The sequence below is a fragment of the Kitasatospora sp. NBC_01560 genome, assembly GCF_045208415.1.
Classification (GTDB): Bacteria; Actinomycetota; Actinomycetes; order Streptomycetales; family Streptomycetaceae; genus Kitasatospora.
Genome location: NZ_CP109364.1, coordinates 8,824,171 through 8,843,512 on the forward strand (window position 1 = coordinate 8,824,171; position 19,342 = coordinate 8,843,512).

The window sequence follows — 19,342 nt, forward strand, 5'->3', positions numbered from 1 at the left end:
CGCGACTGTACTCGCGGCGCGGCCGACCCCTCCCGTCCGAGCCTGCCCGCGCCTGCGGGGCACTTCGCCGGCCCCGGCCACGGGTCCGGCGGGGGCCGGCGGGGTAGGAGCCGTGGCAGAGGCGGACGGGCCGGGGACCGGGGGCGGGAGGTGCAGCCGCGGTGCCCCTGTGCAGGGCTGTGTCGAACGTCGGCCCCGCGGACCGGGGCACGTTGCTTTCGCGTGCTCACCGGCGAGGAACGGACGCAGCAGCGTGAGCAGGGCGTGCGGCCGGTGCAGCGGGATGATGTGGCCGCAGTCTTCGACGACGTGTCCGGTGAGATCGTCGGTGATCGGGCGGAGCTGGCGTTCCAGTGCCGCACCGACGGGCCGGGCGCCCAACGCCATCGTCGGCACCGTCAGGCGGGCAGTGGCGACCGCCCGCTCGATCTGTACCGCGCTCTCGGGCAGCGCCCGGTAGTACGAGAACGCGCGGCTCAACGCCCGGCGGCCGGTGTATGCGCGGACGAAGGCGTCCCGGACGGCGGGGCGCACTCCGTCGCCGAGCGTGCCCGTACTCAGGAACCAGTCGACGTAGGCGGCCTCGTGGCCCTCCAGCACGGTCTCGGCAAGGCCGGGCGCCGCGGAATGGAATCCGAACCACCACGGCGGCCCGTCGGCAAGGAATTCCTCGGCGCCGGGCAGCCTGCCCAGAACCGACTCCATGACGACCAGGCGCCGGACGAGGCCGGGGCGGCGCAGGGCGAGAAGGAAGGCCGGCGCGACACCCGCGTCGATGCCCACCACCGCGGCCGAGGACACGCCGAGCGCGGTGAGAAGCGCCGCGGCGTCCTCGGCCAGGGTGCCCGCGTCGTACCCGGAGGCGGTCCCGCTGCTCGCGCCGAACCCGCGCAGGTCCGGCGCGATGACGCGGTATCGGCCGGACAGGCCGGCCATCACGTCCGTCCACAGCTCCCAGGTGTGCGGGAACCCGTGCAGCAGCAGGACGGCCGGGCCCGATCCGGCGAGGGCGACGTTGAGTTCGACACCGTTGACGGGGATGCGCCGCAGCTCGGGCACGGGAGGCTCCAGGTGTGGTGAGGAATGGTGACCACCTCACGCTAAGGAACTATGTTGGTGGCTCCAAGACGGCACTTTCCCTTCAGGTGGTGAGCTCCGAGTGACCACATCGACGGCCGGGGAAAGCGGCCGGCGGCCCGGTGAGCGGGGTGATCTGCTGGACTCCCTCTGCCCGACCCGCCAGTTGCTCGACCGTATCGGCACCAAGTGGACGTCGATGGTGGTCAAGGTGCTGGCCGAGGAGGCGCCGGACGAGCGCCGTTTCGCGGAACTGCGGCGCCGCATCCCCGGCATCTCGCAGAAGATGCTGTCCGTCACCCTGCAGAGCCTCGTCCGCGACGGCCTGGTCGCGCGCCGGGTGGAAGCCACCGTGCCACCCGCCGTCCACTACCGGCTCACCGGGCTCGGCCTGTCCCTCGAAGGGCCGCTCTCCGTCCTGCGGGTCTGGGCCGAGACACACATGGCGGAGATCGACCGCAGCAACCGGCTCGCCGACGAGTCACCCCCCGACCGTGGCCCGGACCGAACGGCCAACCCCTGAGGGCTGTCCCTCAAGTGATCCTGCCCTGGGAGGATCCTGGCCGTGGCTGGTGTGTGATCACGGCGTCCGAGCCGTCCTGGACAACTCCGTTCGCCGGAGGCGACGGTGTGCGCCACGCGATGCCCGGCGTTGCCCGCCTGCACAACCTCGCTCCCGCGGGACGACTCCCGCCGCCTGCGGGGGCTGAGAGGGTCCCGGGAAACGGCTCCCCACCTCGCAGTCCCGGAGGAGTAGTCAGGCGAGGCAGAACTCGTTGCCCTCGATGTCCTGCATCGTGATGCACGACTCGTTGACGCCATCGGCGCGCTGCGTCAGCACGTGTTTTGCGCCGAGCACCGTCAGCCGTGCGCATTCGGCCTCAAGTGTGGCCAGGCGCTCGTCACCCACGAGCCCGACGCCGGCCCGCACATCGAGATGCACCCGGTTCTTGACGACCTTGCCTTCGGGGACTCGCTGGAAGAGCAGGCGCGGGGCCACGCCCGAGGGATCGGTGCACGCGAAGTAGATCGCATCCTCGGGCGGCAGCGAGCGGTAGCACTCCTCCCACGTGGCGAAGCCCTCCGGGACCGTCGGCATGACGTACCCCAGCACCTCGCACCAGAAGGCGGCGAGGCGCACCGGCTCCGCGCAGTCGAAGGTCACCTGGAACTGCTTGATCGTTGACATTGGCGCACAATAACAGGGGCCCTGCTCATCTTCCCAGGTCAGGAGGTTCGCGCGTGGTCGGGAGGAGGGCTGCTACCCGCTTTCGTGTCGTGCGTTCGCAGGGGTGAACCGAGGCCGGCGTCTCCCCGAAGGGCACCCGGCCGGCGACTTCGGTGCTGTCGAGGACCAGTTACGGGACAACCCTCAGGCGGACAGGGCGTCGGTCAGGCCGGCCAGGAGGCCGCAGACCTCGGCGGCCGCCGCCCGCATCTCCTCGCTCTCCCCGGGCCGGACGACGAGGTCCGCCAGGATCAGCAACGCGGCCCGCAGGGCGCCCACCGGGACTTCGACCGTCCGCAGCGCGTCCAGCGCGTCGGCGGCCTGCTCGGCGGCGCTGCTGTTCCAGGACTGCGTCAACTCCGCCGCCGGGAGCTTAGGTTCGGGTCGGCCGGAGACGATGTGCAGGACGCGGGGCGGGTTCGGATGGCTCATGCCCGGAGAACGACGAGGGGACCCGGCCGGTTGCCGTTCATCCGGGTGACGGTTTGGCCGCGGGTGGCGTCCGTACCTTCGACGATGTACGCCCGTAGGGCCACCGGTCGTACACCCGTGGGTCGATCGGGGCGTTCCGTGGTCGTCCGGAGGGGTGATGCGCCGGGGCCGCGGCGAACGGCAGCCTGATTGGCATGACAACGACGAACAAGGTGACTGGTCGTCAGAGTGGCGGTCTGCTGAGGCGTTTGGGGCTCGGTGCGGTGGCGTTCGGCCTCGCCTCGGTCTCCGCGGTGGCGGTCGCGCCGTTACCGGCCCAGGCGGCCGGCGCGGACGGCACGGAGGAGCGCGGCGGCGGGTACACGGCCAAGATCCGGCGGACCGAGTACGGGGTGCCGCACATCCTGGCCCGGGACTTCGGCGGCCTCGGATTCGGCTACGGGTACGCCTTCGCCCAGGACAACCTGTGCCAGCTCGCCGACCACGTGCTGACCCTGCGTGGCGAGCGGTCCCGCTGGTTCGGCCCCGACGCCACCTCGACCGACGCGCCGACCACCCCCAACCTGGCCGGCGACACCTACCACCGCGGCCTGCGCGAGGCCGGTACCGTCCAGCGGCTGCTGGACCGGCCGGCGCCGCTCGGCCCGACGGACGAGCTGCGCCGGATGGTCGAGGGCTACGCGGCCGGCTACAACCGCTACCTGGGCGAGACCGGGGTGGCGAAGCTGCCGGACCCGACCTGCCGGGGACAGGCGTGGGTCGGCCCGATCACCGCCCTGGACCTCTGGTCGCTGATCCTGGAGGTCGACACGGCGGCCGGCCAGTCCGGGGTCACCGGCGGGATCGGCTCCGCGACACCGCCCACCGCCCCGGCCCCGGCCGGGCAGGCCGCCGCACCGGCCGCCGCCCCGCCGGCCACCGGTGCCCGTGCCGCGCTGGCCTCCGCCGCCGCACGCGTCGGCGGCAGCGAGGCCTCCGACCTGGGCAGCAACGGCTGGGCCCTGGGCCGCGACGCCACCCGCGACGGCACCGGGATGCTGCTGGCCAACCCCCACCTCCGCTGGGCGGGCAGCGACCGCTTCTACCAGGTCCAGCTGACCGTCCCCGGGGTGATGGACGTCGCCGGCGCGGGCCTCTACGGCACCCCGCTGGTCGAGATCGGGCACACCCGCGGCCTCGCCTGGACGCACACCACCAGCTACGCCGACCACGCCTCCGTCTACCGGCTGTCACTCGCCCCGGGCGACCCGACCCGGTACCTGGTCGACGGCCGCGCCGAGCGGATGACCGCCCGGAGCGTCCCGGTCGCCGTCCGGGCGGCCGACGGCACGGTGACCACCGTCACCCGCACGCTGTACGACTCCCGGTACGGACCGGTGCTCGCGGACGGCTGGACCACCGACCACGCCTACGCCGTCCGCGACGCCAACGCCGACAACCTGCGCTCGATGAACGAGTGGCTGGCGATGGGCAAGGCGCAGAACCTCGACCAGCTGAAGCAGGCCCAGCGCAGTTACCAGGGCGTGCCGTGGACGTACACCATGGCCACCGACGCCACTGGCACGGCGTACTTCACCGACAGCTCCGTCGTCCCGCACGTGACCGACGAGCAGAACGCCCGGTGCGCCCGGCAGACCGAGGACTTCGGGCAGGTCCTGGACGGCTCGACCACCGCGTGCGACTGGGGCAGCGACCCGGACGCGCTGGTGCCCGGCGTGTTCGGACCGGCCGCCCAGCCGAGCCTGACCCGGACCGACTACGTCGCCAACTCGAACAACGGCCCGTACCTGACCAACGCGGACGCGCCGCTGACCGGCCTGCCGGCCATCTACAACAACGGCACCCGGATCGCCCCGCGCCCCCAGCTGGGCCTGCGGATGATCGCCGACCGCCGGGCCGGCCGGGACGGGTTCGGCGCCGCGGGCTTCAGCCTGCCCACCCTGCAGGCCACGATGCTCGGGGACCGCGTGTACACCGCCGATCTCGACCGTGACGACGCGGTCGCGATGTGCCGCGCCCACCCGGCGGCGACCGCGACCGACGGCACCCCGGTGGACCTCGCGGCCGCCTGCGCGGTGCTCGCGGCCTGGGACACCAGGGCCGACGCCGACAGCAGGGGCACCTACCTCTGGCAGGCCTTCCGGCTCGCCCTGAGCCGCAGCGGTACCGACTCCTGGCAGCGCGTGCCGTACGACCCGGCCCAGCCGCTCACCACCCCGCGCGGGATCGTCGGCGAGGACCGGGCCGCACAGCGCGCCCTCGCCGACGCCGTGCGGCAGCTGGCGGGCGAAGGCGTCCCGCTGGACGCACCCATCGGCCTGCGCCAGCGCTGGGCGGGCATCCCGCTGCCCGGCTGCTCCGGCGGGCTCGGCTGCTTCAACGTGCTCACGGCCGCCCCGGACTCCGGCCGGGGCGGCGGCACCCGCCCGGCCGACCTGCGCAGCGTCCCGCACGGGTCCAGCTTCATGATGGCCACCGAGCTGACGCGGCAGGGCCCGCGGACCAGGACCCTGCTCAGCTACGGCGAGTCCGCCGATCCGACCTCGCCGCACTACACCGACCAGACCCGGCTCTTCGCCCGCAAGCAGTGGGTGACCGAGCGGTTCACCGAGGCCGAGATCACGGCGGCCCCGCACCTGAAGGTGACGACCCTGGTCCGCTGACCGCAGCACCCGGCGGTACTCGGCCGCACCCGGCCGCACCCGGCCGCACCCGGCCCCGTCCGATCCCGGGCGGGGCCGGATGGGGCCGGGTGTCGGGGGCGGCGGGTAACCTCGCAGGTTCGGACGGGAGGACGGGCGTGGTCGGACAGCAGCAGGCAGCCGGCGGGTGGATCTCCACCGGGCTGCACTGGCAGGACGGGCGGCCGGTGCTGACCGCGGTCAACGGCCGCCGCCGGCACGAGCGGGCGGTCGCGCCGGGCACACCGGTCGGCTGGCTGCTGGCCGGCCCGCGGCGCTGCACCGGCGCCTGGCTGGTCGGCGCCACCGAGCGGACGCCCTGCCCGCACCACGCCGTCATCGACCCGGACGGCGGTGCCGTCCAGTGCTCCGCCTGCCAGAGCGTCGACCGCGGGCTGGCGATCGCCAGGGACCAGATCCTCGACGACGGCCGCACCTACCGCCTCTACCTCGCCTGGTTCGGCGAGGGCCTGCTCAAGGTGGGTCTGACCTCCGAACAGCGCGGCACCGCCCGGCTGCTCGAACAGGGGGCGCTCGCCTGGACCTTCGCCGCCCGGGGCAGCCTGCCCGCCGTCCGCCGGGCCGAACTCACCGTCGCCGCCTCCGGGCTGGCCCGCGAGCGGTTCACGGCCAAGGTGAAGGCGGAGCACTGGTGGCGGCACGGCGACGCCGCGCACCGCCGCGGGATCCTCACCGACGCCCGCACCCGTGCCCACCGGCTGCTGGACGGGCACGCGCTGGAGCTGCTGCCCGGCCACCCCGTCACCGACCACGTGGACCTCTTCGGCCTGGCCGGCGGAGCCCCGGCCGTCTACGGGCAGATCGACGCGTTGGCGGCCGGCGCGGTCGTCGCCGGCACGCTGCGCCCGCCGGTCGGGCGCTACCTCTGGCTCGACCGGCCCGACGACCCCGAGCCGCTGCTGCTCGACACCCGCTTGCTCACGGGCTGGACGCTCACCCCGGCGGGCGACCGCCCGACCACGGGCCTGACCGTACGGGCCCGGGTCCGCCCGCCGGAGGCGGACACCCAGGAGGCGCTGTTCTGACCGGCCCCGCAGTGCCGGCCCGGTCATTCGTGCCGTGCTCCTACCCGATGCCGCTGCCGAGGCCGGTGCCCGAGCCGTCGGGCCTGCTCAGCCCAGTCGGCTGCGCACCCCGCCCGGACCGGACCGTGCCCGGTGCGAGCGCGGCGGCCGGGACGGCCGGATGTCGGAGCGTGCGGGTGCCGCGTCCTCCGCGGCCCGCCGGGCGAGCGCGGCCCGGGCGGCGGCCAGCGCCAGCCGGGCGAGCAGCGGATCCTCGCGAACGCCCGCCGCCCGCTTCGCCGTCTGGCAGTGTGTGCACCAGACGGGCGAGGCGGGCCCGTCGGGGTAGCTCAGTTCCTCCGGCGGCAGGTAGTGGCTGCCGCACTCGACGCACTCGAAGACCATCCTCATCCGACGATCACCGTCCCGGATCCGTGGCACCGACCGCACGGTGACCAGAAGGTGTTGAGCTTCGGCACCATGCCCCCTTCCTCGTCCAGTTCGACCGTGGCTTCGGTCTTCTGGGTCCCGCCGGACCCGCCACACCCGGTGCAGGACTGAACCTCGGGCATATGACCCTCCTTGGCGCGGGGACCACCGTAGCGCGAATTTCCTGCGTGGAGCACCGGTCCTGACGATCCACCACCCTTGCGGGGAGCGCACGGCCGAGCCGCGCGCCCCGCCCGCCCCGCCCGTCCCGGCCGAGGTCCCGCGAGGCACTCCGGCAGGCGGACGGACGGGCACGGGCGGGGCAGGAAGGCGCGGGCGGACAGGCAGGTGTGGGCAGGTGTGGGCCGGTGTGGGCAGGCGTGGGCCGGGCGCTCAGCCGGCCGCGCTGCGGAGGAACTCGCGATTCATCGCCGCGATGCTCGGCAGCGGGATGCCCTTCGGGCAGGCGGTGGCGCACTCGCCCGTGTTGGTGCAGCCGCCGAAGCCCTCGGCGTCCATCGCGGAGACCATGTTCCGTACCCGGGCCTTCCGTTCCGGGGCGCCCTGCGGCAGCACGTTGAGGTGCACCACCTTGGCGGAGGTGAACAGCATCGCCGAACCGTTCGGGCAGGCGGCCACGCAGGCACCGCAGCCGATGCACTCGGCGTGCTCGAAGGCGGTGTCGGCGGCCTCCTTGGGGACGGGGGTGGCGTGCGCGTCGGGGGCGCTGCCGGTGGGGGCGGTGATGTACCCGCCGGAGCCGATGATCCGGTCGAACGCGGACCGGTCGACGACGAGGTCCTTGACCACCGGGAAGGCCGAGGCCCGCCACGGTTCGACGTCGATGGTGTCGCCGTCGCTGAAGTGCCGCATGTGGAGCTGGCAGGTGGTGGTCCGCTCCGGTCCGTGCGCCTGGCCGTTGATGACCATGCCGCAGGCGCCGCAGATCCCCTCCCGGCAGTCGTGGTCGAAGGCGACCGGCGTGTCGCCGCGGGTGATCAGCTCCTCGTTGAGGGTGTCCAGCATCTCCAGGAAGGACATGTCGGGGCTGATCCCGCTGACCCGGTAGGTGGTCATCGAGCCGGCCGCCTCCGGGCCCGCCTGGCGCCAGATGCGCAGGGTGAGGTTCATGCGTAGCTCCGCTGGGTGGGGTGGACGTGCTCGAACGCGAGGTCCTCGCGGTGGAGGACCGGGGCGGTGCCGGTGCCGGTGAACTCCCAGGCCGCGGCGTAGCCGAACGCCTCGTCGCGGCGGGCGGCCTCGCCGTCCTCGGTCTGGCTCTCGGTGCGGAAGTGACCGCCGCAGGACTCCGCGCGGTGCAGGGCGTCCAGGCACATCAGCTCGGCCAGTTCGAAGTAGTCGACCAGGCGGTTGGCCTTCTCCAGCGACTGGTTGAGCTCCTGGCCGGTGCCGGGCACCTTGATCCGGCGCCAGAACTCCTCCCGCAGCTGCGGGATCCGGGCCAGGGCGCGGCGCAGGCCGGCCTCGTCGCGGGCCATGCCGCACTCGTTCCAGAGGAGTTCGCCCAGCTCGCGGTGGAAGGAGTCGGGCGTGCGGTCGCCGTCCACGGCGAGGATGAGGTTGAGCCGGTCGGTCACCTCGGCCTCGACGGCGGCGATCTCCTCGTGCTCGGCGGGGACGGCGGGCAGCGGGTGGCGGGCGAGGTAGTCGTTGAGGGTCGGCGGGAGGACGAAGTAGCCGTCCGCGAGGCCCTGCATCAGGGCGCTGGCCCCGAGCCGGTTGGCGCCGTGGTCGGAGAAGTTGGCCTCGCCGATCGCGAACAGGCCGGGCACGCTGGTCTGCAGGTCGTAGTCGACCCAGAGCCCGCCCATCGTGTAGTGGATCGCGGGGTAGATCCGCATCGGCACCCGGTACGGGTCCTCGGCGGTGATCCGCTCGTACATCTCGAAGAGGTTGCCGTACCGGGCCTCGACGGCGTCGCGGCCCAGCCGGCGGATCGCGTCCGCGAAGTCCAGGTAGACGCCCTGGCCGCCGGGGCCGATGCCGCGGCCCTCGTCGCAGACGTTCTTGGCGGCCCGGGAGGCGATGTCACGGGGCACCAGATTGCCGAAGGAGGGGTAGATCCGCTCCAGGTAGTAGTCGCGTTCGGCCTCGGGGATCTCGCCCGGCGGCCGGGTGTCTCCCGCGGCCTTCGGCACCCAGATCCGGCCGTCGTTGCGCAGCGACTCGCTCATCAGGGTCAGCTTCGACTGGTGGTCGCCGGAGCGCGGGATGCAGGTGGGGTGGATCTGGGTGAAGCACGGGTTGGCGAAGTGGGCGCCGCGCCGGTGGGCCCGCCAGACGGCGGTGGCGTTGGAGTTCTTGGCGTTGGTGGAGAGGTAGAAGACGTTGCCGTAGCCGCCGCTGGCGAGCACCACCGCGTCGGCGGTGTGGGTGGAGATCGCGCCGGTGACGAGGTCCCGGGCGACGATGCCGCGGGCCCGGCCGTCGATCACCAGCAGGTCGAGCATCTCGGTGCGCGCGTGCAGCTCGACGTTCCCGGCGGCGATCTGCCGGGAGAGCGCCTGGTAGGCGCCGAGCAGCAGCTGCTGTCCGGTCTGGCCGCGGGCGTAGAACGTCCGGGAGACCTGCACCCCGCCGAAGGAGCGGGTGTCCAGCAGGCCGCCGTACTCGCGGGCGAACGGCACGCCCTGGGCCACGCACTGGTCGATGATCTCCACCGAGACCTGGGCGAGCCGGTGCACGTTGGACTCCCGGGCCCGGAAGTCGCCGCCCTTGACGGTGTCGTAGAAGAGCCGGCGGACGGAGTCGCCGTCGTTGCGGTAGTTCTTGGCGGCGTTGATGCCGCCCTGGGCGGCGATCGAGTGGGCCCGCCGGGGGGAGTCCTGGAAGCAGAACTGCACGACGCGGTAGCCCTGTTCGGCGAGCGTGGCGCCGGCCGCGCCGCCGGCCAGGCCGGTGCCGACCACGATCACGGTGTGCTTGCGGCGGTTGGCCGGGTTGACCAGCTTGGCGTCGAACCGCCGCTGGTCCCAGCGCTGTTCGATCGGTCCGGCGGGGGCCTTGGTGTCGGCGACCGGATCGCCGACGGTGTACTCGCTGTAGGGGATCAACTCACCACTCCGGTCATCACGGCCACGGGGACGGACAGGAAGCCGACGGTCAGTACCAGCGCCAGGCCGTTGGCGGTCAGTTTCAACGCGCGGTCACGCCGGGCGTTGTTGGCACCGAGGGTCTGCGCGGCGCTCCAGAAGCCGTGCCGGATGTGCAGCCCGACGGCCAGCATCGCGACGATGTAGATCACGCAGCTGTACCAGTGGGAGAAGGAAGCCACGATGTTCTGGTACGGATGCCCGTGCTCGGCGGCCGGGTTCACGGTCAGCGTGGTCAGGTCCAGGATGTGCCAGACGATGAACAGGGCCAGGATCACCCCGCCCCACCGCATCGTCCGGGTCGCGTAGCTCGCCCGGCGCCGCTGGTGCACGTACTTGCTCGGCCGGGCGGCGAGGTCGCGCCGGCTCAGCTGGTACGCGGCCACCCCGTGCAGCCCGACGGCGGCGAGCAGGCCGAACCGGGCGATCCAGAGGAACCACTCGTAGTGCAGGACCGGTTGGCCGAGAGTGCGCAGCCAGTGCGCGTAGCCGTTGAGGTCGTCCGGGCCGAAGAAGACCTTGAGGTTGCCCAGCATGTGCGCGACCAGGTACAGCAGCATGACCAGTCCGCTGACGGCCATGACCGCCTTCTTGCCGACGGTCGACCGCCACAGGAGCGCCAGGGTGGACGGATGCCGGGCCGTCCGAGTCGCGGTTGTCATGGCGACAACGGTAAGGACGGGCCCCTCGGTACGTCCAAGACATGATGCGGCTCGCCGCGATAGCCGTGGCCTATCGCCGGGGCCCGGGGGCCGGGCCTACCCTGGCGGGGTGCAGCTTCAGCAACTCCGCTACTTCCTTGCCGTCGCCGAGACCCGCCACTTCACCCGGGCGGCCGACGCGGCCCATGTCGCGCAGCCCTCGCTGTCCCAGCAGATCCGTGCGCTGGAGCGGGAGTTGGGCGCCGAGCTGTTCCACCGGACCAGGGGCAACATCGCGCTCACCGACGCCGGGGACGCCCTGCTGCCGCTCGCCCGGCGCATCCTCGCCGACACCGAGAGCGCCCGGCTGGCCGTCCAGGAGACGGTGCAGCTGCGCCGGGGCAGGGTCCGGCTGGGGGCCCCGCCGAGCCTCTGCACCAGCCTGGTGCCGGACGTGCTGCGGGTCTTCCGGGACCGCCACCCCGGAGTGGCGCTGATGGTCCGCGAGGGCGGCTCGCGCGACCTGGTCCGGATGCTGGCGGCCGGGGAGCTGGACCTCGCGCTGATCATCACCCCGCCGAGCGGCGAGACGGCGTCCGCGCTGGACGTCACCGAGCTGCTGCACGAGGAGCTGGTGCTGGTCGCCCGGTCCGCCGGCGGCTGGCGCGCCGAGGTGCGGGTGGCGGACCTGCGCGGGCGGCCCCTGGTGATGTTCCGCGAGGGCTACGACCTCCGGGAGACCACCCTGGCGGCCTGCCGGGCGGCCGGGTTCGAGCCGGAGTTCGCGGTGGAGGGCGGCGAGATGGACGCGGTGCTCGGCTTCGTCCGGGCCGGGCTCGGCCCTGCGGTGCTGCCGGGCATGGTCGCGGCCCGCTCGGGGCTGGCTGTCACCCCCTTCGCCGGGCCCGGGCTCGGGCGGACCATCGCCGTCGCGCACGGCCACGAGGTGCCGCTCACCCGGGCGGCGGCGGCCCTGCGCGAGACCGTGCTGGCCCACCTGCGCGACGCGGCCCGGTCGGGCGGGCTCCCGCCCGGCACCCGGCTGCTGCTGGAGCCGTAGTCGTACCGGTGGTCCGTCCCGTGGTCGTACCCGAGCCCGGTCCGGGCGGGCCTGCCGCGGCGAATGGTTGGCACGGTGTGCGAATCACCCGAATCGTGACCTTCCGGATCCGGGGGCCCGGAACCCGCTGTTCCCCGGGCCGCGTCCCAGCCGGTAGCCGCGGTGTCGTAGGGTGCGACGCCGCAGGGCCCAGCAGGCAGTCACGGGGAGAGTACGACGCGATGAACAACGGGAAGCAGCAGGACGGCAGACGGGCCGGGAGCGGCAGCGCTCCCGCAGGCGGGGCACCCGATGCGGCCGGGGCCACGGCGGAGACCGGGACCGCCCCCGCGGCCGAGGCGGCCGACGCGACCGGGGCCGGGCTCGACGACACGGTCGACGTCCGGGCCGGCTCCGGCGCGGCCCCCGGCGCCCCGGCGGTCGAGGACGAGCGCCCCTGGGAGCTCCCCGACTACCTCCACGAGCGGGAGCTCGGCTCCGGCGCCAGCGGCCGCGTGGTGCTCGCCCGGCACCGGGAGACCGGCACCCCCGTCGCGATCAAGTACCTCCACAGCACCGTCGGCACGCCCGCCCTGCGGGAGGAGGCCGAGACCCTCGCCGCCATCGACTCCCCGCACGTCACCCGGCTCTACGAGTACGTGGAAGGCGAGCGGGGCGCGGCCATCGTGATGGAGCTGGTCGACGGGATCGCACTGCGCGACCTGCTCCGCGCGGAGGGCGCCACCACTCCCGAGGCCGCGCTGGTCGTCCTGAAGGGCTCACTGCTGGGCCTGGCGGCCGCCCACGAGGCGGGCGTGGTGCACCGCGACTACAAGCCCGCCAACGTGCTGGTCGACACCGCGGGCACGTCCAAGCTGGTCGACTTCGGCATCGCGGTGCCGAGCGGCGACGACCGGGACGTCTCCGGCACGCCCGCCTACATGCCGCCCGAGCAGTGGGCGGGGCGGCCCGCCTCCCCGGCCGGGGACGTCTACGCGGCGACCGTCACGTTCTTCGAATGCCTCACCGGCGCCCGCCCCTACGGCGGCACCACGATCGCCGAGCTGGCCGTCCAGCACACCGAGGCCCCGATCCCCGCCGCGCTGGCGCCCGACATGGTCCGGCCGCTGATCCTCTCCGGCCTCGCCAAGGACCCGCAGGCCCGCCCCGGCAGCGCCGCCGCGCTGGTCGAGGAGCTGGAGGCCGTCGCGTCCGCGGAGTACGGGCCGCAGTGGGAGGAGAAGGGCCGGCGTGACCTGACGGCGCTGGTGGCGCTGCTCGCGCTGCTGCTGCCCGGCGTCGGCGGCGGGGCGGCCGGCGGCACCTCGCTGGCCCACACCGCGCTGGCCGGCGTCCCGCCCCAGGCCGCCGCGGGCGGGGCCGCCGGTACCGCTACCGGCGCCGCGCCGGCCGCGGTGGTCCGGGAGGTGCTCGCCCGGGAGACGCCGGTCCGCCGGGGCGTGCGGCTCGGCAGCCGGGGCAAGGCGCTCGTCGGCGTCGTGGCCGGCACCCTGACCCTGGCCACACTGGCCGGCATGGCGATCGCGGGCGCCGCCGACGGCGGTGCCCGCACCGTCGTCGGCGGCGCCTCGCCGGAGGCCACCACCACGCTCGGAGCAGCCGGCCCGACGGCCGCTCCGTCGCCCGGGGCGAGCAGCGCCACGGACCTCCCGAGCGCCTCGCCGTCCGAGTCGTCGGCCTCGCCCTCGGCGACCACCGGCAGCCCGAGCGCCTCCGCCACGGGGACGCCGACCGGAAAGGCGCCGACCACCAAGGGCGCGCCGCCCGCGACCGGCGGCCCCGCCACCGGCCTGCCGCCGCTGCCGACCGGCGGTGGCGCCCCCACGGCCGCGCCGCCCTCGGGCCCGCCCGCCGCTCCCAGCGCCACCACCGCCGCGCCGACGGCGGCGCCCACCCCGACCCTCACCGCGACGGTCGCGCCGGCGACCGTCGCAGTCAGCACGGTGAACCTTGACTCGTTGACCTGCAGCGGCCGGTGGAGCCTGACCGCGACGGTGACGGTGGTCGCGCAGGGCACCGGCTCCGGCACGCTGACGCTGAACTGGTTCCACACCTTGACCGGCCGGCCGGTCACCGTCGCGACCGACACGGTGGTGGTCCGCGACGGCCGCGCCACCGTCACCCGGTCGCACGACTTCGGCTCGGCCGACACCTTCCCGACCTGGGGCGTGAGCATCGGTACCAGCCCGGCCGCGGTCAGGCCGGGCAAGACATCGAGCACGGTGGCCGCCTACCTCTGCGACCCGCCCCGCTGAGCCCTGCCCGCCGAACCACCCGCCCCGCCCCGCTCCCTGGAGAAGCCATGCCCACGCCCAGCCCCGACCCCGCCCCGGCACCGGGCACGGCCGCAGACCGGACCGTCCGGCTCGGCACGCCTGCGGACGAGGCGGCACGGACCGTCCGGCTCGGTGCGGAGCCGGCCGGGGCGGCGGAGGGGACGGTCCGGCTCGGCGCCGGGCCGGTCGCCGCGTCGCCCGACACCGAGGCCACCGTGCGGCTCGACAGCGCCGAGGCGGCGAGCGCGACCTTCCTCGACCCGCGGGTCTGGGGCGCTGCCGAGGCGGGGGAGACCACTACCCGTGTCCAGACCCCGGCACACGGCAGCACGGTGCCGGCCCTCTTGACCAGCACGGTGCCCGCCCCGCCCCTGACCAGCACCGTCGAGGCGTCCACCCCGGCGGAGCCCTCCGGCCCGACCGCGACCGTCGCCCCGCAGGGCGAACGGTCCTTCGCCCCGGGCGAGTTGCGACGCTTCGGCCCCGGCGTCCCGCCCCAGGCCGCCGCCGTCTGGCACGGCGCCCCCGCTGCGGACGCGCCGCAGCCCGCGCGCCCTCGTCGGGTGCGGCGGTGGCTGGTGCCGGTGGCGGTGCTGCTGGCCGTACTCGCCTTCCTGTTCTGGCGCTTCACCATGCCGGCCCTGGCAGTCACCGGCGTCGGTGTGACCACCGATCCGGCGGGCCCCGGTTGCGGCGGCACGGCGGTGATCACGGCTGCGGTCGAGACCAACGGCGGCGCCGGCACCGTCCGTTACCGCTGGCAGCGCAGCGACGGCACCACCTCGGGGGAGATCGCCCAGGACGTCCGCTCCGGCGCCCACCACACCGACCTGGTGCTGCGCTGGAGCTTCGAGGGCCAGGGCTCCTTCCAGGCCACCGCGACCCTGGAGATCCTCTCCCCGGCCCCCCGCACGGCAGCCACCTCGTTCACCTACCACTGCTCCTGAGCTCCGCTCATCCGCCCCGGCCGGACGCAGGTCCCCCGCTCAGCCGCCGCCGTAGGTGGCCTGGGTGACGGCGAAGACGTTGCGGCCGCCCGTGGTCTCCTGCAGCGACCAGAGCAGATCGGGGTCGCCGCCGCCCACCCAGGCGAAAGGTGGCGGGGTCTGCGGTCGGGGTCCAGTAGTAGAGCTTCTTCTGCCCCGAGGAGTTGAACCACCACCGGCCATTGTGGGAAGCCATGCCGTTCAGGTTGTACCAGGGCAGTTGGAGGGCCTGACCGGCGGTCGTCGTCGCGGCGAACGTCGTCGCCCCGGAGGCGAACGGGAAAAGGACGGCCCTCGGCGGGCGGTTGGGGTAGTCGGTGCAGCCCGACCGGCAGGTGTACTCCGTCATCACGATCGACCTGCTGACCCGGTCGAGGGAGATCGACGACGACCCCAGGCCGTCGGCGGAGGTCGTCTGCGACGTGACTGTGCCGACCTGAAAGAGCGTTTTGTCCTGGCAGATGCGTTTGGCGGCGGTCTGGGTGGCCAGCGGACTTGGGACGGCTGGTGCTTCTGTCTGCTGTCGCGATGTCTGGGACCGGTGGCGACGGTTGGGTGTCCGTTTGGGCCCCTTCGCTCCTGTCTGATCCCAAGGCGCTTCCCTCACCCCTGTTTGCGCCCTGTAGTCGAAGGGGTGTCGACGGTACTACCGAAACATGCCTCGACAACGGCCGTATCCGAGCGACTTCTCCGATGCCCGATGGGAGTTGATGGAGCCCATTCTGTCGGCCTGGCGGGCCGAGCGAAGGGGAAAGGGGCTGGACATAGGCCGGCCCCCCGAGCATGGCCTGCGGCGGATCATGGATGCGGTCCTCTATGTCGACCGAACCGGCATCCCGTGGAGGTACCTGCCTCACGACTTTGCGCCGTGGGAGACGGTCTACGGGTACTTCGCCGCGTGGCAGAAGGATGGCGTGTTTGACCAGCTCAACGGGGTGCTGAGGCGGCTGGTCCGCGAGGCGGAGGGCCGGAACGGCAAGCCGAGCGCGTGCCTGCTGGACGCTCAGAGCTTCAAGACTTCCGCCAATGTCCCTGCTGCCGGCCAGGGCATCGACGCGGGCAAGAAGATCGCAGGCCGCAAGCGACACATCGGGGTCGACACCCTCGGCCTCCCCCTCGCCGTACTGGTCACGGCCGCGAGCGTCTCCGACAACGCCGGCGGCATCCAGGTGCTCTCGCAGATCTCGAAGGCACACCTGCGTGTGACCAAGGCCTGGGCCGATTCCGGTTACCACACCAAGGCCATCGACCACGGCGCCCGCCTTGGCATCGACGTCGAAGTCGTCCGCCGCGACCCCGCCGAGAAGGGGTTCAAGGTGATCCCGCGGCGTTGGGTTGTCGAGAGGACCTTCGGCTGGCTCATGCACCACCGCCGACTCGCCCGCGACTACGAAACCCATCCGCACCGCTCCGAAGCCATGATCCGCCTTGCGATGATCGACCTGATGAGCCACAGCTCACGCGAGAGTCGACTCCGAACTGGAAAGACTCATAGGCGCCGAGCCACGTTGACCCGCGCGCCCTCGCCTCTCATCGCCTGTGGCCAGCGGTCATCGATGACATCCGCCGCTTCCCGGCAGGCATCACAGGCGTTCGCCCGTTCCGGCTGCCATCCATAGTCGGACGGCGACATGCCAGTTTCCCGAACTCCGCACAGCGTCCTGTCGAAGATGCCGAACGCGTGGGCGACGCCTGCGGCCAGGCCGTCCGCAACGGCCCTCTCCCAGCGCGTCTCCACGGGCAGGTAGGGCGGTCGCGAGACCTCGAACCACTCACCGCCCACATGCGTGGCTGCATGACACCAGGAACAGGACCAGAGCTCCTCTTCACACGCTGTCGGCGCCACCGGCCACCGCCACATCGCCTGTCCACACACATCGCACTTCACGAGCGGATCCTCACACGCGAACCTGCACGGCCTCCAGCCCCGCCGACCCGAGAGATATCAAACGCCCCAGCCAGGACAAAACGCTCTTTGAGGCAGCACGTAGGCGTAGTTGTGGGCGTAATAGACACTCGGGGACTGGCGGCCGATCCGGTCGGCGGCGCCGCCGGATTCGGTGTTGAGGATCTTGCGCAGGTCGAAGACGCGCATCACAGCCAACGACTACCGCCTCGCGAACACTCGAGCCGGCTACGTATATGTCATCTCCAATATTGGCGCCTTCGGCCCGAACATCGTCAAGATTGGAATGACCCGCCGCCTCGAGCCGATGGACCGCGTCCGGGAGCTTGGAGACGCTTCGGTTCCGTTTCGATACGATGTTCATGCGTTGTTCTTCTCCGATGACGCCGTGACGCTGGAGTCCGAACTGCACAAAGCATTCGCCGATAGGCGTGTTAACTTCGCCAATCAGCGACGAGAGTTCTTCTTCGCCACGCCATCCGAGGTCCGAGCACTATTGGCAGACAGGGTAGGCGGCCTGCTTGAGTTCACGGAGGAACCTGCGGCTCTCGAGTACTTCCAGAGCCGTAGCCGCTGGCCGCGGCAGAGCTGAATCCGGCGGTTCGAGGCGAAGGCGATGGGGCATGCCCGGTTCTCGGCCGATCGGTTCGGCTTGGCGGTGCCGGTGATCCAATTTCGTCGCGCCGGCCGACAGAGCCTTCCGGGAGCAGGCGGCACGCAGGTGGACGTCGACTGGCTCCTCTGCTTCCCTGCTGTACGGCATGGATACAGGCGGGGAGCGGCAATGACGAGGGGCCCGGGCGGCCCTGAGCGGTCGGGTCCCGCAACCCTGCGACGGCTCTGCCGCGCTACCTATCGAAGGAAGCGGCCTGCGCTACTGGGGAACGGTCACCGCCAGGAGACTGCCATCGCCGAGGTGCAGCCAGCCTCGGCCGGGGACAGGCGAATCACTGACGAGCGAGATCGCCGAGGCGCTGCCGATCAACTCACCAGATCTCGAGTTCTGAGGAGCGAGCAGGAGGCCGCGGTGGGCCCTGGTCAGTTCGCTCTGCCACCTCCTGCCATTGCTGATTGTCTGCTCGTCTCCGGCTACGACCAGAGCTGCGCTTTCACTGAAACCGCGATGCAGCAGTCGCCTCAGCACAGGGTGGGCATCGCAGTCCGCCAGTACCTCGGCATCGTCCATCACTACCACCACGGGGTCGTCCTGCGAGGCCGCGCCAAGTACCTCCTCAAGTTCTTGGCGACTGACGTTCTCCTGTATGAGGCAGCCCAGAACTGACGGCCGCGCTGCCAGTTCGCGCAGTGGTGAAGGCCGTGGTGCGATGAGGAGCAGCCTGGTGCGCCTCTCCAGCAGAGAACGCGCGACCGTCGTCAGCGCTGTGGAGCGTCCTGATCCGGCTGGTCCGGCGATGATGAAGACTGGAGCGGGTCCGGCTGCGAGATCGGGGCCGTGGGCGGCAAGAGGGTCGCCTCCAACGCCTGCGAGCGCCCACAGTCGAGGTGCCGCAGAAGACCGCATTCCCCACGCTTCGTCGAAGTCGAAGTTCAACGGCAGGGCATCGTAGCGTGACTGGCGCTCCAAGGCTTCATGGGCAGCGTTCCAAAGCCCGAGCAGTAGCGCGTGGTCCTTTCCCCACAGGTGTGCTGCATTGGAGAAGGCGATGAGCGCTTCGCGCTCGGGCAGCTCGTTGTGGGTGTGCCAGCGGATCCACTTGTCCGCGGAGATCCGTGTTTGGTGTTCCAGATCGGTGAAGGACCATTGGTGCTTCAGCCGGTGTTCGTCGAGGCAGTGGTGCACAGCGTAGAGGTCTCCGCGGGCGGGGGAACGAGCGACCTCGAACTCATGGCTCCGAACGTCGTAGAAGGTCGCATTCGCCGGCTGGTGCTTCTCCAGTGCATCCGCCATCTTGGCGAATCCCTTGCTGCGGCGGACCACGCCGAGGAAGACCCTGAGTGCGTCCTTGTCGTTCCACAGGGACTGTGCCGCATTGATGATCAGTGCCTTCAGTGATTCCAGTGAGGTGTCGCTGTGTGCGTCGTCTTCCTCCTCGCCGTCAGGCTCTGCGGCGTCTCCTGGGAGGCCTTCGTGTGCCTGGGCGACGGTCTCGGTGACGGCCAGCGCCCACAGCCCCTTGAACCGGTCAGCCACAGCGTCCTCTTCGTGGCCGCCGATCTCGGCCAGGGCACGGACGATGAGGTCGAGACGACCCCTGTGCGGTAGATCAGTCCGTTGGAAGGCGTCCAGGACCGCCTGGTGATTGACGATCCAGAACTCCTGTGCGTCCTTACCGATTTGGTCGCGAATGCCCCGTGCGGAGGGGAGTCCGGCATCCGTTCTGAGGTCATGGAGAGCGGTGTTCAGCTCCTTCAGGCGAGGCTGCTGGGACAGATCGGGCCTTGTCCACAACGGGGCGCGCATGCTTCCTCCGCCAGCTTGGAGTTGATCATCTATCAGCCACCAACGCGATGGTGCGCCTTCGTCAAA

The 19,342-nt window shown here is 72.3% G+C and carries 15 protein-coding genes and 2 pseudogenes; 9 read left to right on the forward strand and 8 right to left on the reverse strand.

Annotated features, from left to right (window positions below):
• Positions 1 to 213: 213 nt before the first annotated feature.
• Positions 214 to 1,059: pseudogene (locus OH807_RS37650) on the reverse strand (alpha/beta fold hydrolase); the annotation flags it as partial.
• 100 nt (positions 1,060 to 1,159) lie between these two features.
• Here OH807_RS37650 and OH807_RS37655 point away from each other — a divergent pair.
• A complete protein-coding gene (locus OH807_RS37655) occupies positions 1,160 to 1,600 on the forward strand; it encodes a winged helix-turn-helix transcriptional regulator (RefSeq protein ID WP_406208812.1) in 441 nt (146 codons plus the stop codon).
• A gap of 234 nt (positions 1,601 to 1,834) precedes the next feature.
• On the opposite strand, the gene OH807_RS37660 is transcribed toward OH807_RS37655, so the two are convergent.
• Both OH807_RS37660 and OH807_RS37665 read right to left on the reverse strand, forming a co-directional pair.
• Positions 1,835 to 2,266 carry a VOC family protein gene (locus tag OH807_RS37660; RefSeq protein ID WP_406208815.1) on the reverse strand — a complete coding sequence of 144 codons (432 nt, stop codon included), beginning with the start codon at positions 2,264 to 2,266 and terminating at the stop codon, positions 1,835 to 1,837.
• Between the two features lie 183 nt (positions 2,267 to 2,449).
• Positions 2,450 to 2,737, reverse strand: a complete 288-nt coding sequence (locus OH807_RS37665) for a hypothetical protein (protein ID WP_406208818.1) — start codon at positions 2,735 to 2,737, stop codon at positions 2,450 to 2,452.
• A gap of 194 nt (positions 2,738 to 2,931) precedes the next feature.
• Between OH807_RS37665 and OH807_RS37670 the strand changes: the two genes are divergently transcribed.
• Both OH807_RS37670 and OH807_RS37675 read left to right on the forward strand, forming a co-directional pair.
• Positions 2,932 to 5,400 carry a penicillin acylase family protein gene (locus OH807_RS37670; RefSeq protein WP_406208820.1) on the forward strand — a complete coding sequence of 823 codons (2,469 nt, stop codon included), beginning with the start codon at positions 2,932 to 2,934 and terminating at the stop codon, positions 5,398 to 5,400.
• A gap of 137 nt (positions 5,401 to 5,537) precedes the next feature.
• Positions 5,538 to 6,464, forward strand: a complete 927-nt coding sequence (locus tag OH807_RS37675; protein WP_406208823.1) for a DUF2797 domain-containing protein — start codon at positions 5,538 to 5,540, stop codon at positions 6,462 to 6,464.
• A gap of 87 nt (positions 6,465 to 6,551) precedes the next feature.
• Here OH807_RS37675 and OH807_RS37680 read toward each other — a convergent pair whose 3' ends face one another.
• The 4 genes from OH807_RS37680 to OH807_RS37695 form a co-directional block, all read right to left on the reverse strand.
• Entirely contained in the window at positions 6,552 to 6,854 is a 303-nt protein-coding gene (locus OH807_RS37680; protein ID WP_406208826.1) for a hypothetical protein, read from the reverse strand.
• A gap of 411 nt (positions 6,855 to 7,265) precedes the next feature.
• Positions 7,266 to 8,003, reverse strand: a complete 738-nt coding sequence (locus OH807_RS37685) for a succinate dehydrogenase/fumarate reductase iron-sulfur subunit (protein WP_406208829.1) — start codon at positions 8,001 to 8,003, stop codon at positions 7,266 to 7,268.
• Positions 8,000 to 9,943: a fumarate reductase/succinate dehydrogenase flavoprotein subunit gene (locus tag OH807_RS37690; protein WP_406211402.1), complete on the reverse strand. Its 1,944-nt coding sequence runs from the start codon at positions 9,941 to 9,943 to the stop codon at positions 8,000 to 8,002. Before OH807_RS37690 ends, OH807_RS37685 begins: the two co-directional genes overlap by 4 nt.
• Positions 9,943 to 10,647 (reverse strand): succinate dehydrogenase cytochrome b subunit, encoded by a 705-nt coding sequence (locus tag OH807_RS37695; RefSeq protein WP_406208832.1) that lies wholly within the window; start codon positions 10,645 to 10,647, stop codon positions 9,943 to 9,945. The genes OH807_RS37690 and OH807_RS37695 overlap by 1 nt, the downstream gene beginning before the upstream one ends.
• 109 nt (positions 10,648 to 10,756) lie before the next feature.
• Between OH807_RS37695 and OH807_RS37700 the strand changes: the two genes are divergently transcribed.
• The 6 genes and pseudogenes from OH807_RS37700 (at position 10,757) to OH807_RS37725 (ending at position 17,446) form a co-directional block, all read left to right on the forward strand.
• On the forward strand, positions 10,757 to 11,686 hold the full coding sequence (locus tag OH807_RS37700) for a LysR family transcriptional regulator (protein WP_406208834.1): 930 nt from the start codon (positions 10,757 to 10,759) through the stop codon (positions 11,684 to 11,686).
• A gap of 221 nt (positions 11,687 to 11,907) precedes the next feature.
• Positions 11,908 to 13,941 carry a protein kinase domain-containing protein gene (locus tag OH807_RS37705; protein WP_406208836.1) on the forward strand — a complete coding sequence of 678 codons (2,034 nt, stop codon included), beginning with the start codon at positions 11,908 to 11,910 and terminating at the stop codon, positions 13,939 to 13,941.
• 47 nt (positions 13,942 to 13,988) lie between these two features.
• Complete coding sequence (locus tag OH807_RS37710) at positions 13,989 to 14,909, forward strand: hypothetical protein (RefSeq protein WP_406208839.1); 921 nt, start codon at positions 13,989 to 13,991, stop codon at positions 14,907 to 14,909.
• 356 nt (positions 14,910 to 15,265) lie between these two features.
• Positions 15,266 to 15,388 carry a hypothetical protein gene (locus tag OH807_RS37715; protein WP_406208842.1) on the forward strand — a complete coding sequence of 41 codons (123 nt, stop codon included), beginning with the start codon at positions 15,266 to 15,268 and terminating at the stop codon, positions 15,386 to 15,388.
• A gap of 216 nt (positions 15,389 to 15,604) precedes the next feature.
• Positions 15,605 to 16,443, forward strand: a pseudogene (locus OH807_RS37720) (IS5 family transposase).
• 577 nt (positions 16,444 to 17,020) lie between these two features.
• Positions 17,021 to 17,446 carry a GIY-YIG nuclease family protein gene (locus tag OH807_RS37725; RefSeq protein WP_406208845.1) on the forward strand — a complete coding sequence of 142 codons (426 nt, stop codon included), beginning with the start codon at positions 17,021 to 17,023 and terminating at the stop codon, positions 17,444 to 17,446.
• A 282-nt stretch (positions 17,447 to 17,728) separates the two neighbouring features.
• On the opposite strand, the gene OH807_RS37730 is transcribed toward OH807_RS37725, so the two are convergent.
• Complete coding sequence (locus OH807_RS37730; RefSeq protein ID WP_406208848.1) at positions 17,729 to 19,276, reverse strand: hypothetical protein; 1,548 nt, start codon at positions 19,274 to 19,276, stop codon at positions 17,729 to 17,731.
• Positions 19,277 to 19,342: the final 66 nt, after the last annotated feature.

Bases quoted from the DNA above. Each gene is read 5' to 3' on its own strand.
- OH807_RS37660 (WP_406208815.1), bottom strand. From the start codon at position 2,266: ATGTCAACGATCAAGCAGTTCCAGGTGACCTTCGACTGCGCGGAGCCG.
- OH807_RS37665 (WP_406208818.1), bottom strand. From the start codon at position 2,737: ATGAGCCATCCGAACCCGCCCCGCGTCCTGCACATCGTCTCCGGCCGA.
- OH807_RS37670 (WP_406208820.1), top strand. From the start codon at position 2,932: ATGACAACGACGAACAAGGTGACTGGTCGTCAGAGTGGCGGTCTGCTG.
- OH807_RS37680 (WP_406208826.1), bottom strand. From the start codon at position 6,854: ATGAGGATGGTCTTCGAGTGCGTCGAGTGCGGCAGCCACTACCTGCCG.
- OH807_RS37685 (WP_406208829.1), bottom strand. From the start codon at position 8,003: ATGAACCTCACCCTGCGCATCTGGCGCCAGGCGGGCCCGGAGGCGGCC.
- OH807_RS37695 (WP_406208832.1), bottom strand. From the start codon at position 10,647: ATGACAACCGCGACTCGGACGGCCCGGCATCCGTCCACCCTGGCGCTC.
- OH807_RS37705 (WP_406208836.1), top strand. From the start codon at position 11,908: ATGAACAACGGGAAGCAGCAGGACGGCAGACGGGCCGGGAGCGGCAGC.
- OH807_RS37710 (WP_406208839.1), top strand. From the start codon at position 13,989: ATGCCCACGCCCAGCCCCGACCCCGCCCCGGCACCGGGCACGGCCGCA.
- OH807_RS37730 (WP_406208848.1), bottom strand. From the start codon at position 19,276: ATGCGCGCCCCGTTGTGGACAAGGCCCGATCTGTCCCAGCAGCCTCGC.